A 12,313-nucleotide genomic window follows, 5' to 3' on the forward strand; every position below is an offset into this window, starting at 1 on the left:
AAGTCTCGCTCAGCCTGCCACACGGACCGGCTTCCGGGGCGCGCCGCTCTGTCGCTGGATCGGTGCATCCGTGCAGGTCGGGCCCACAGCCCGGCGAGGTCCGCGCGCCCTAGGGATGCAGCGCCCGCACGTAGCGACGTCGGTAGAGCCGCTGGGCGACGAGGGCCAGCGGATACGCGGCACGCCAGGCACCTCGGCCGGGACTGGTCAGCGACCTGATCGTCAGCCACACAGATCCGTCCGGCCCGCGCGTCACGATGAACGCCTCCTCCCCGGTCACGGGATGCCCGTCGAGCGTGCCGTAGGCGAACCCGCGACGGTCCGACCGGTCGACGACCGCGATGACCTTGACCGGCTCCCGCACGCGGAACGGGCCGAGCCTCGCCGTCAGCCATCGTCGGTCGGCACCGACCGCGACGCCCGGCGGCTCGACTGTGAACCCGGACCGTGTCTTCACGACCCACTCGAGAACCGCGGTCGAGGCGTCCTCCCAGCAGATCGGCCCGTCCCCGATGCGGACGACGGACTCGTGGCGGCGGAAGCCTGCGGGGTGGTCCCTCCACACGACCTGCCCCGGGCGCGTGGCACCCACCGTGGTGTAGGTCAGGGCGCGGTCCGCGAGCTGCGTCATCGACGCCACTCTCCCAGATGAGTGCCGAGCGCAACGGTCGAGACAGTACGGTGAGCGTTGCACTCGTCAACCCGACCCAGGAGGCGCATGACCCTCCTCGAGATCGCCGTCCAGGACGTCGCGGGCGCGCTGATCGCGGTCGACGGCGGCGCCGATCGTCTCGAGCTGTGCGTGGCCCTGGCCGAGACCGGTGGGCTCACGCCGAGCGTCGGGCTGCTGGACGCCGTCCTCGGCGCGGTGCCTGGTCACGTCGGCGTGCACGTGCTGGTCCGGCCGCGGCCGGGAGGCTTCACGTACTCGCCCGACGAGCTGGGCGTGCAGGTGAGGGACGTGCGGGCCGCCGTCGCAGCGGGTGCTGCCGGTGTCGTCGTCGGTGCGCTCACCCCGGTCGGCGACGTCGACCGGGACGCCATCGGCGCGCTCTCCGACGCCGCCGACGGCCGCGAGGTGACCTTCCACCGGGCTCTGGACACCGTGGTGGATCTGCAGCCAGCGATCGACACGGTGGTCGAGCTCGGCGTCGTCCGGGTGCTCACCTCAGGGGGTGCGCCCAGGAGCATCGACGGCGTCGACCGACTCCGCCGCACCGTCGCCCTGGCCGCCGGCCGCATTCAGGTCATGGCCGGGGGTGGGGTCCGGCCGCAGGACATCCCCGCGCTCGTCGCCGTGGGGGTGTCAGCAGTCCACCTGTCCGCGAGCCGTCAGCTGACGGGTCCGGGCGGTGCGCTCGGCATCCACGCGACCACCGACCCGGAGCTCGTCGCGGCCGCAGCTGCGGCCCTGGGGCGGACGGCCTGAGGCGGCCGACGTCCGGCTCACTCGGTGAGCGTCGGAGCGTGTCGATGCAGGTGAACGACCTGCTGTGGTGGAGCCAAGGGGACTCGAACCCCTAACCCCCTGCTTGCAAAGCAGGTGCGCTACCAATTGCGCCATGGCCCCTCACCCCTCGAACGAGGGGGCGGCACCGGTCACTCGAAGGTGTCGGTGACCTCGGCCCACAGGTCTCGCTCATCGCGGTCCTGCGTGTACTTCTGCCAGATGACGAACGCGGCGGCGGCAGCAGCCACCAGGATCAGGAGCTTCTTCATCGGGTTCCCCCACGGGTCGGGAGTGGGCCTAACAGGACTTGAACCTGTGACCTCTTCCTTATCAGGGAAGCGCTCTAACCGTCTGAGCTATAGGCCCGTGCAATGCCGGATGAGACTACCTCAGGGCTGGGGTCTCACCAAAACCGGCGACCTGACCCGGCGACGTCAGATCAGTCGTCCGTCATGGTCACGTGCACGCCGCCCACCAGCGCGGCGACGATGTTGTACAGGAATGCGCCGATCGTGGCGAGCGCGGTCAGGATGAAGACGTCGACCACCGCGATGAGCATCGAGCCCGAGACGATGCGTCGGAACTCGACGTACTCCTTGACGTTGATCGTGCTCTCCTGGCCCGTGATCTGGGTGACCAGGTCGTCGATCTGGGCGAAGACGTGCATCCGGTCCAGCGTCAGCCACACGACGATGACGGCGACGACGAGCATGATGCCGATGGCGACCGACAGCAGCAGCGACAGCTTCATGACGGACCAGGGGTCGACACGTGAGATCGCGAGCCGGACCCGGCGCGGACCACCGTGCGCGGAGACCGTGGGGATCCGACCCGTCGACGGGCGCGGGTTCTCGGTCGTCGCCGTCGGCCGCGGGGTGGGCTTGGCCGTGGGGGCCGTAGCCGGGGTGGCTGTCATGGTCGGTTCCTCGGTACGGGGACGGGTCATCGACGCGAATGCTGCGGTGGTCGCGACGCCGGCCTTCTTGAACCAGGCGGTCGTCGCATCCACTGCGACCATCATCGGGGACGGGACGGTCTCGTCAGCCTCGTCTGCGGGTGATTCAGCATCCGGCTCGGCCTTCTCCGGCTTCTCGGACTTCTCCGGCGGGACAGTCACACCGTCACCGAGCCGGACCGAGGACTTCGTCGGTCCGGGCGACTTCGGCGGCGGCGCAGCCGACTCGCTTCCTGAGGGCTTGGTCGAGGGCGACGTCGACGGCGCGGTCGAGCTCGTCGACCGGCTCGAGCCGTTGCCCGACGAGCGTCCGCTCGAGGCCGACGTCCGAGGCGGCGGGGTCACGGTCGGAGGCAGGACGGTCGCGGACGAGCCGTTCATGCTCGGAGCCTGGACGGAGGTGTCCTCGGATCCGCTCCACGCGGCGTTCGTCCCGGTGCGCACAGGGGACGACGTCGTCTGCCGGCCTGCGGTGGCCGGTGAGGTAGGTCGTGAGCGCGGGGGGATCGACGGTGGCGTGGAATCGGTCATGCGTCCTCCGGTGACGGGTCGGTCACGGTCTCGTCGGGGTCAGGCGACACGCTCGTGTCGCCGGGTTCGTCCGAAACCTGGCCATTCTCGCCGCCCACGGTACCTGCATCGTCGGCCAGGTGTCGCTCCGTGTTCCGCGCGACGGCGATGATCTTGTCCCCGTTGTCCGGCTTCGCGAAGATGACTCCCTGCGTGGTGCGTCCTGTCGCGTTCACCTCGGACGTGGCGGATCTCACGATCTTTCCGCGCTCCATGATGACGAGAACCTCGTCCTCGGCGTCCGCCACGATGGCTCCGACGAGGTCACCGTTCGCCTCGGGCAGGTTGGCCACCTTGATGCCCAGACCGCCGCGGCCCTGCTGCCGGTAGTTCTCCACGGTCAGCGCGGTGCGCTTCGCGATGCCCCCCTCGGTCACCGTGAAGAGGAACGCGTCCTCGCGCACGACGTCCATGGCGAGCAGCTCGTCGTCGTCGCGGAACTTCATGCCGGTGACACCCGAGGTGGCGCGGCCCATGGGGCGCAGCGACTCGTCGGACGCGGTGAAGCGGACCGACTGACCCTTGCGGCTCACGAGGATCAGGTCCTGGTGGGAGTCGACCAGACGCGCGGACACCAGCTCGTCCGGACGGCCCTCCTCGTCCTCGCGCAGGTTGATCGCGATGACGCCGCCGGACCGGTTCGAGTCGTACTCGGTCAGTCGCGTCTTCTTGACGAGACCGCGCTGCGTGGCCAGGACCAGGTACTCGACCGTCGTGTAGTCGCGGATGTCGAGGACCTGGGCGATCTTCTCGCCCGGCTGGAACGCGAGCAGGTTGGCCACGTGCTGACCCTTGGCGTCGCGCCCACCCTCGGGCAGCTCGTACGCCTTCGCCCGGTAGACGCGTCCGAGGTTGGTGAAGAACAGCAGCCAGTGGTGCGTCGTCGTCACGAAGAAGTGGTCGACCAGGTCGTCCTCGCGCAGCTGCGCGCCGCGCACGCCCTTGCCACCGCGCCGCTGTGCCCGGTAGTTGTCCGACCGCGTCCGCTTGGCATAGCCGCCACGGGTGATGGTGACGACCATCTCCTCCTCGGCGATGAGGTCCTCGATGCTGACGTCGCCGTCGAACGGCAGGATCGTCGTGCGCCGCTCGTCGCCGTACTTGGCGACGATCTCGGCGAGCTCCTCGGAGACGATGTCGCGCTGACGCTGCTCGCTGGCGAGGATCGCCTGGTACTCGAGGATCTCGGCCTCGAGCTTGGCGTAGTTGTCGAGGATCTGCTGTCGCTGCAGCGCGGCCAGGCGCCGCAGCTGCATGTTGAGGATCGCGTTCGCCTGGAGCTCGTCGATCTCGAGCATCTCCATCAGGCCCACGCGCGCCTCGTCCGCGTCGGGGGAGCGGCGGATCAGCGCGATGACCGCGTCGAGCGCATCGAGCGCCTTGAGGTACCCGCGGTAGATGTGGATCTCCGCCTCGGCCTCGCGGAGCTTGAACTTGGTCCGGCGGACGACGACGTCGAGCTGGTGCGTCACCCAGTGACGGACGAACGCGTCGATGCTCAGCGTCCGCGGGACGTCGTCGACGAGCGCGAGCATGTTGGCGCCGAACGTGTCCTGCAGCTGTGTGTGCTTATAGAGGTTGTTCAGCACGACCTTGGCGACGGCGTCACGCTTGAGCACGATCACGAGGCGCTGGCCGGCGCGGCCGCTCGTCTCGTCGCGGATGTCGGCGATGCCGCCGACCTTGTTCTCGCGCACCAGGTCCGCGATCTTCTTGGCCAGCGTGTCGGGGTTGACCTGGTACGGCAGCTCGGTGACGACGAGGCAGATCCGGTTCTGGATCTCCTCGACCTGGACGATCGCGCGCATCGTGATCGAGCCGCGGCCCGTGCGGTACGCCTCCTCGATGCCCCGGTGGCCCAGGATCGTCGCGCCGGTGGGGAAGTCCGGGCCCTTGATGCGCGCCAGGAGCGCGTCGAGCAGCTCCTCGGTCGACGCTTCCGGGTGGTCGAGGTACCACTGCACGCCCTCGGCAACCTCGCGCAGGTTGTGCGGCGGGATGTTGGTGGCCATGCCGACGGCGATGCCCGCCGAGCCGTTGACCAGCAGGTTCGGGAACCGCGACGGCAGGACCGCGGGCTCCTGGGTGCGGCCGTCGTAGTTGTCCTGGAAGTCGACGGTGTCCTTGTCGATGTCCCGGACCATCTCCATGGACAGCGGCGCCATCTTGCACTCGGTGTACCGGGGCGCGGCCGCCGGGTCGTCGCCCGGCGAGCCGAAGTTGCCCTGGCCCGAGACCAGCGGGTAGCGCAGCGACCAGTCCTGGACGAGCCGGACGAGCGCGTCGTAGATCGCGGTGTCACCGTGCGGGTGGTACTTGCCCATGACGTCGCCGACCACGCGGCTGCACTTGGAGAACTGGCGGTCCGGCCGGTAACCGCCGTCGTACATCGCGTAGAGCACGCGGCGGTGCACGGGCTTCAACCCGTCGCGGACGTCGGGCAGCGCGCGCCCGACGATGACCGCCATGGCGTAGTCGAGGTAGGAACGCTGCATCTCGAGCTGCAGGTCGACCTGCTCGATGCGGCCGTGCTCGATCTCTCGACCGGGGGTCTCGCTCAACGAATTTCCTTACGTTCGGTGCTACGCGCCTGGAGTCTGCGTATCGGACTCGATGGCTCTACTTGTTGTCGACATCTTGCGGGGCTCGCTTCGCTCACTCCTCAGATGTCGAGGAAGCGGACGTCCTTCGCGTTGCGCTGGATGAACGAGCGGCGGGACTCGACGTCCTCGCCCATGAGGACCGAGAAGATCTCGTCGGCCGCGGCGGCCTCGTCGAGCGTGACCTGCAGCAGGGTGCGGTGCTCGGGCGACATGGTCGTCTCCCACAGCTCCTGGTAGTCCATCTCGCCCAGACCCTTGTAGCGCTGGATCTGGTTCTCCTTGGGCAACCTCTTGCCGGCGGCCTGCCCGTCGGCGACCACTGCGTCCCGCTCACGGTCCGTGTACACGTACTCGTGGTCCGCGTTGGTCCACTTGATCTTGTACAGCGGGGGCTGCGCCATGTAGACGTGCCCGTGGGTGATGAGGTCCGGCATGTAGCGGAACAGCAGGGTGAGCAGCAGGGTCCGGATGTGCTGGCCGTCGACGTCGGCGTCGGCCATCAGGATGATCTTGTGGTACCTGAGCTTGGTCAGGTCGAAGTCCTCGCCGATGCCCGTCCCGAAGGCGGTGATCAGCGCCTGGACCTCCTGGTTGCCGAGTGCGCGGTCCAGGCGGGCGCGTTCGACGTTGAGGATCTTCCCGCGGATCGGCAGGATCGCCTGCGTCCGAGGGTTACGGCCGCGGACTGCGGAACCGCCGGCGGAGTCTCCCTCGACGATGAAGACCTCGCACTCGTCCGGGTGGTTCGACTGGCAGTCGCGCAGCTTGCCAGGCATGCCGCCGGACTCCAGCAGGCCCTTGCGACGCGTCGCCTCGCGGGCCTTGCGGGCGGCCATACGGGCAGCGGACGCCTGGATCGACTTCCGGATGACGTCCCGCGCCTCGGTCGGGTGCGAGTCGAGCCAGTCGCCGAGCTGGTCGTTGACCACCCGCTGCACGAAGGTCTTGGCCTCGGTGTTGCCCAGCTTCGTCTTGGTCTGACCCTCGAACTGCGGCTCGCCGAGCTTGATGGAGATGACCGCCGTCAGGCCCTCGCGGATGTCGTCACCGGTGAGGTTCTCGTCCTTCTCCTTGAGGATGCCCTTGTCGCGCGCGTAGCGGTTGATCAGCGAGGTCATCGCCGCGCGGAAGCCTTCCTCGTGCGTGCCGCCCTCAGTGGTGGAGATCGTGTTGGCGTACGTGTGCACCGACTCCGAGTAGGCGTTGGTCCACTGCATGGCGATCTCGAGCGAGAGCCGGCGCTCGGTGTCCTCGGACTCGAAGTCGATGATGTCGGGGTGCACGACCTCGACCTTCTTCGCACCGTTGAGGTGGCGGACGTAGTCGACGAGCCCCTGGTCGTACTTGTAGACGACGTTGCGGAACGGGGCCGGCGCGCCCTCGGCCAGCTCGTCGGCCGAGCCCGCCACCTCGTCCGCAGTACCCAGGTGCTGCGGGCGCTCGTCCGTCAGGGAGATCTGCAGCCCCTTGTTCAGGAACGCGTACTGCTGGAGCCGGGACCGCAGCGTCTCGAAGTCGTAGTCGGTCGTCTCGAAGATCGCGGGATCCGCCCAGAAGGTCTGCGAGGTGCCGCGCTCGTCGGTCGGCTCGCCCTTCTGCAGCTCACCGAGCGGCTTGCCGCCGTCGGAGAAGTCCTGCTGCCACGTGAACCCGTCGCGCTTGACGACGGTCTCGACGCGCGTGGACAGCGCGTTGACCACCGAGATGCCGACGCCGTGCAGACCACCCGAGACCGCGTAGCCGGCACCGCCGAACTTGCCCCCGGCGTGCAGGATCGTCATGACGACCTCGACTGTCGGCCGGCCCTCCGTCGGGTGGATGGCGACCGGGATGCCACGGCCGTTGTCCACCACGCGCACACCGCCGTCGGCGAGCAGCGTCACCTCGATGTGGTCGCAGTAGCCCGCGAGCGCCTCGTCGACGGAGTTGTCGACGACCTCGTACACCAGGTGGTGCAGACCGCGCTCGCCGGTCGAGCCGATGTACATGCCCGGGCGCTTACGGACCGCCTCGAGCCCTTCCAGAACCGTGATCGCGGAGGCGTCGTACCCACCGTTGCCAGTCTTCGTGCCGTTCCTGCCTGCGGTCTCCGTCGCTGCTGACGGGGTCGTGCTCTGCTCGGCCACGGGCGGTAGTACTCCTCAAGCTCTCACACGCGACGGAGGGCGCCCGCCGCGGTTCTTCGGGGCGGATCACTCCATGACGCTGGAGTTCCGGGCACAGATGCGCCGGGAATGACCTTTGCAGTCTACCTGGTGGAGGGTCTCGGACCCTCTTTTACACACCTCAGGCGGCGAGGGGTTTCCCGCTCAGCGGAACGTGTCGCGCTCGCCTCGCCCTGGCACGCGCTTCGGCCCGGTCCGGAACCGTGGTCCGCCGGGGTTGAGCACGGTGATCTCGACGACGACCCCGTCGCCCAGGTCGGCGGCGAATCGGCCGAGCATCGAGGGCACCAGGAACCGGAGCTGCGTCGCCCACGAGGTCGAGCTTGCACGCACCGTCAGCGCGCCTCCCGAGAAGGAGACGTACTCGCAGTGCTCCGCGGTCTCGGGTCCGACGAGGTCGGCCCACTTGTGCTTGAGCACGCCGGCGACCTGGTCCGAGCTGCCGCCGAGCTGGTCGAGCAGCCCGCTGACCGTCGACCCGATCAGCTGAGGGTCACGTACTCCCGGGCCCGCCGACCCTGTGGTGTCGACCAGTGGCCGACGGCGAGCCGGGTCACCTGGGCGGTATCCCCGCTGCGCGGCCGCCTTCTTCGCGCGCGCGAGTGCTGCGGCGGCGACCTGACGGGGTGGCGTGAGGTCGACGAGGCCGCGAAGCGGCCCCTCGAAATTTCTTGCTCCGACAGCGGGCTGGTCAGAGGACACGCGCGACCTCGCCACCCATGACGTCGACCCGTGCGCCGGCCAGGGGTTCTGGCACGTCGCCCGGCACGGCGGCGGTGATCAGGACCTGTCTCGCGGGGGCGACCAGCTCGGCCAGGCGTTCGCGCCGCCGGAAGTCGAGCTCGGCGAACACGTCGTCGAGGATCAGCACCGGCTCGCCGTCCGGACCCCAGTCACCGGCCTCGTCGTAGCCGTTGGTGAGGAGCTCGTACGACGCCAGGCGGAGCGCGAGCGCAAACGACCACGACTCCCCATGGCTCGCGTATCCCTTGGCCGGCAGCCCCCCGAGGGTCAGGACGAGGTCGTCGCGGTGCGGACCGACCAGGCTCACGCCCCGCTCGATCTCCTTGCTCCGCAACCTGCCGACCGCCTCGAGCAGCTGCGCCTCGACGAGCTCGACACCGGCCCCGTCATCGACGGGCTGATCACCCAGGGCTCCTTCGAGCGACGCCTTGTAGGTGATGACCGCCTCGCCCTGACCCGAGCTGACCTGCGCGTACGACTTCTCGACGTGCGGCGCCAGGGCCCTGACCAGCGCACGTCGGGCGACCATGATCTGCGCCCCGGTCTGCGCGAGCTTGGCATCCCAGACGTCGAGCGTCCGTAGGTCCGCGCCCGTGCGGCCACCACGCATCGCGGCACCGGCGGACTTGAGCAGCGCTGAGCGTTGTCGCAGCACCCGGTCGTAGTCGGCGACGACTCCCGCGATCCGCGGGGTCAGCTGCACGAGCAGGTCGTCGAGGAACCGACGGCGCCCGTCCGGGTCGCCCTTCACGAGGGACAGGTCCTCGGGTGCGAACAGCACCGTCCGGACGATGCCCAGGATGTCGCGCGCCCTGGTCGGCGAGCCGCCGTTGACCCGTGCACGGTTCGCCTTGCCCGGCGTGACCTCGACCTCGACGAGCGTCGGCCGCGGGTTGCCCGGATCGAGCTCGCGGATCACGCGTGCCCGCACCACGGCTCGGCTGCAGCCGGCCCGGACGAGCGCGGCGTCGGTCGGCACCCGGTGGCTGCCGAGCGTCGCGATGTAGCCGAGCGCCTCGACCAGGTTCGTCTTGCCCTGCCCGTTCGGCCCGACGAGGGCCGTGATCCCGGGCTCGAGCGCGAGCTCGACCTGCGCGTACGAGCGGAAGTCGGTCAGGGAGAGGTGCGCGACATACATCTGTGGCCGGTCAGGATCCTGCGGGCTTCACAGCGTGCCCACCGAACTGCTGGCGCAGGGCCGCCACCGCCTTCATCGCCGGCGACTCACCCTGACGGGACGCGAACCGCGCGAACAGCGCCGCAGAGATGACGGGCGCCGGGACGGCCAGGTCGATCGCCTCGTCGACGGTCCAGCGACCCTCGCCCGAGTCCTCGACCCAGTCGTCGATCGCCGCCAGGCCGGGGTCCTGCTGCAGCGCCTGGACCAGAAGGTCGAGCAGCCACGAGCGCACGACCGTCCCGCGCTGCCATGCCTTCATCGTCCCGTGCACGTCCGTGACCAGGTCCTTCGCCGCCAGCAGCTCGTACCCCTCGGCATAGGCCTGCATCAGCCCGTACTCGATGCCGTTGTGCACCATCTTCGAGAAGTGGCCGGCGCCGACGGTCCCGGCGTGCACGAATCCCTCCTCACGCGGACCCTCCGGACGCAGCGCGTCGAACACCGGCATCGCCTTGGCGACGTCCTCGGGCGCACCGCCGACCATCAGCCCGTAGCCGTTGGCCAGACCCCAGACGCCACCCGAGACGCCGGCGTCGACGAACCCAACACCCGTCGTGGCGAGCAGCTCCGCGTGCGGCAGGTCGTCCTGGTAGTACGAGTTGCCGCCGTCGATGAGGAGGTCCCCGGCTGTCAGCAACCCGGCCAGGTCGTTGATCACCGCGTCGGTGATCTCACCCGAGGGCACCATGACCCACACGATCCGCTCGCCGGCCGGCAACGCGTCGACCAGCGCAGCCAGCGACGGGACGTCGGTGACGTCCGGGTTGCGGTCGTACCCAGTGACGTCGATGCCCGCGGCACGGATGCGCTCGCGCATGTTCGCGCCCATCTTGCCCAGACCCACCAGACCGATGTGCATCGCGTACGCCTCTTTCGTCTCGCTCGTGGGTGCGTTCAGCACGCACCGACCTCACTCTGCCGCAGCCGGGCCGCGTTCGTGCTGTCAGCTGGCGAAACGGATGGGCACCAGCAGGTAGCGGTACTCCTGCTTGTCCTCACCGTCGACGGCTTCCTGGCCGGTGAACTCCACGGGCTTGTTCGGGTGCGTGAACGACAGGCGCACGAACGGCGTGCTCAGCGCGCCGAGGCCGTCGAGCAGGAACTGCGGGTTGAACGCCACCGAGATGTCGTCACCCACGAGGGTCGACTCGATGGCCTCCGAGGCCTGCGCGTCGTCGCCCTGCCCGGCGTCGAGGACCACCTGGCCCTCGCTGAACGTGAGACGGATCGGCGTGTTGCGCTCGGCCACGAGGCTCACGCGCTTCGCCGCATCAGCGAGGGCATGAGTTCCGACGACGGCGTGGATGGGGGTCTCGTCGGGGAAGAGCCGACGGACCGCGGGGTAGTCGCCGTCGACGAGCAGGCTCGTGGTCTGCCGGCCGGCAGCCTCGAAGCCGATCATGTCCACGCCCGTCCCGGTGGCCAGCGCGACCGTCACAGAGCCGGCACTGCCGAGCGACTTCGCGGCGTCGAGCAGCGTGCGTGCACGGACCAGCGCCACCGTCGAGATGTCAGGGCTGGACGGCTTCCAGGTCAGCTCGCGCAGCGCGAGCCGGTAGCGGTCCGTGGCCAGGAGCGTGACCTTCTCGCCCTCGATCTCGACACGCACTCCCGTGAGCAGGGGCAACGTGTCGTCACGGCTGGCCGCCACCGACACCTGCGCCACCGCGTGCGTCAGCTCGTCACCGTCGACCGTTCCGGTGACCGGCGGCATGACCGGAAGGTTCGGGTAGTCCTCGACGGGCATCGTCAGGAGCGTGAAGCGGCTTGCGCCACACGTCACGATCACCTTGGTGCCCTCGAGCACGACGTCGACCGGCTTGTCGGGCAGGGCGCGTGAGATCTCCGCGAGCAGGCGGCCGCTGACCAGGACAGAACCGGGCTCCCCGACGTCGGCGGGGATCTGCGACCGCGCCGAGACCTCGTAGTCGAAGCTCGAGAGCTGCACGGTGCCGGTCGTGTCGGCCTCGAGCCGGACACCTGCCAGGACGGGAACCGGTGGCCGTGTGGGAAGGCTACGTGCCGTCCACGTGACGGCGTCCGCGAGAACATCACGGTCGACCCGGAACCTCATGCCTCAACCTCTCGTCGTACGGGCGCTGCTGTCGGCAGCTCGTTGCGTGCTGTGGTCCTCACCGCTCTCGTCGTCACACGTCTGCTGTGACCTCCGACGACGGAGATCCCAAGACTTGTGAGCCGGGCAGGCGGACAGGCTTCCGGCGAACACTACGCGTTTGGTCCGACGCTCGGTACGGGGCACGACACGGTTGTCGTTCGATCGTGGAGAGTCGGCGCTCTGTTGGTCGCCGGCTTGTCGTTCGTGGACCGCCCGGAACGTTTTGGCGGTGTGTGGATCCATCACATAGAGAGTTGTCGTCATCGTCATCGGGGCTGTGCATCATGTGGACGAGGCTCGTCCCTGCAGGTCAGGTGCCAGATGCCATGTGCACGCCGCTTGTGGGCCGATCCGGACATCCGGTGGACGGCCGTGCACACCTCCGGACGGAGCTTTGTGCGTCCACCGCGAGCAGGTGTGTAGTACACACCTCCAAGGGCCTCGTCCACCGCTGTCCACAGGTGTACGCACAGGTGTGGAGATTCGTCCCATGGTTCTCTCAGGTTTGGCCTGAAGGTTCGCGTCAAGCG

10 protein-coding genes and 2 tRNA genes are annotated in these 12,313 nt (G+C 69.0%); 1 reads left to right on the top strand and 11 read right to left on the bottom strand.

Annotated elements, in window-relative coordinates; translation table 11 throughout:
• Positions 1-109: 109 nt before the first annotated feature.
• The gene (locus tag AC1DPN_RS17645; protein ID WP_477086079.1) at positions 110-631 is read right to left on the bottom strand and encodes a DUF1990 family protein; all 522 of its coding nucleotides are present in this window, start codon (positions 629-631) and stop codon (positions 110-112) included.
• Between the two features lie 87 nt (positions 632-718).
• Between AC1DPN_RS17645 and AC1DPN_RS17650 the strand changes: the two genes are divergently transcribed.
• On the top strand, positions 719-1,429 hold the full coding sequence (locus AC1DPN_RS17650) for a copper homeostasis protein CutC (RefSeq protein WP_477086080.1): 711 nt from the start codon (positions 719-721) through the stop codon (positions 1,427-1,429).
• Positions 1,430-1,494: 65 nt separating this feature from the next.
• Here the strand turns inward: AC1DPN_RS17650 and AC1DPN_RS17655 are convergent.
• From AC1DPN_RS17655 to dnaN, 10 genes are all read right to left on the bottom strand, one after another.
• Positions 1,495-1,570: transfer RNA gene (locus AC1DPN_RS17655), tRNA-Ala, on the bottom strand.
• Between the two features lie 29 nt (positions 1,571-1,599).
• Positions 1,600-1,719 carry a DLW-39 family protein gene (locus AC1DPN_RS17660; protein WP_477086081.1) on the bottom strand — a complete coding sequence of 40 codons (120 nt, stop codon included), beginning with the start codon at positions 1,717-1,719 and terminating at the stop codon, positions 1,600-1,602.
• A 23-nt stretch (positions 1,720-1,742) separates the two neighbouring features.
• Positions 1,743-1,816 (bottom strand) — tRNA-Ile (locus AC1DPN_RS17665).
• Between the two features lie 73 nt (positions 1,817-1,889).
• On the bottom strand, positions 1,890-2,786 hold the full coding sequence (locus tag AC1DPN_RS17670; RefSeq protein ID WP_477086082.1) for a DUF3566 domain-containing protein: 897 nt from the start codon (positions 2,784-2,786) through the stop codon (positions 1,890-1,892).
• Between the two features lie 146 nt (positions 2,787-2,932).
• Entirely contained in the window at positions 2,933-5,536 is a 2,604-nt protein-coding gene (gene gyrA / locus AC1DPN_RS17675; protein ID WP_477086083.1) for a DNA gyrase subunit A, read from the bottom strand.
• 101 nt (positions 5,537-5,637) lie between these two features.
• Entirely contained in the window at positions 5,638-7,704 is a 2,067-nt protein-coding gene (gene gyrB, locus AC1DPN_RS17680) for a DNA topoisomerase (ATP-hydrolyzing) subunit B (RefSeq protein WP_477086084.1), read from the bottom strand.
• Positions 7,705-7,887: 183 nt separating this feature from the next.
• Positions 7,888-8,445 (bottom strand): DciA family protein, encoded by a 558-nt coding sequence (locus tag AC1DPN_RS17685; RefSeq protein WP_477086085.1) that lies wholly within the window; start codon positions 8,443-8,445, stop codon positions 7,888-7,890.
• Positions 8,435-9,625: a DNA replication/repair protein RecF gene (gene recF, locus AC1DPN_RS17690; protein ID WP_477086086.1), complete on the bottom strand. Its 1,191-nt coding sequence runs from the start codon at positions 9,623-9,625 to the stop codon at positions 8,435-8,437. The genes AC1DPN_RS17685 and recF overlap by 11 nt, the downstream gene beginning before the upstream one ends.
• Positions 9,626-9,635: 10 nt before the next feature.
• Positions 9,636-10,568, bottom strand: coding sequence for a phosphogluconate dehydrogenase (NAD(+)-dependent, decarboxylating) (gene gnd / locus AC1DPN_RS17695; RefSeq protein WP_477086087.1), 933 nt, complete (start codon positions 10,566-10,568; stop codon positions 9,636-9,638).
• A 42-nt stretch (positions 10,569-10,610) separates the two neighbouring features.
• Positions 10,611-11,741 carry a DNA polymerase III subunit beta gene (dnaN, locus tag AC1DPN_RS17700; protein WP_477086088.1) on the bottom strand — a complete coding sequence of 377 codons (1,131 nt, stop codon included), beginning with the start codon at positions 11,739-11,741 and terminating at the stop codon, positions 10,611-10,613.
• Positions 11,742-12,313: the final 572 nt, after the last annotated feature.

Source organism: Cellulomonas sp. P4_H4 (assembly GCF_056400865.1).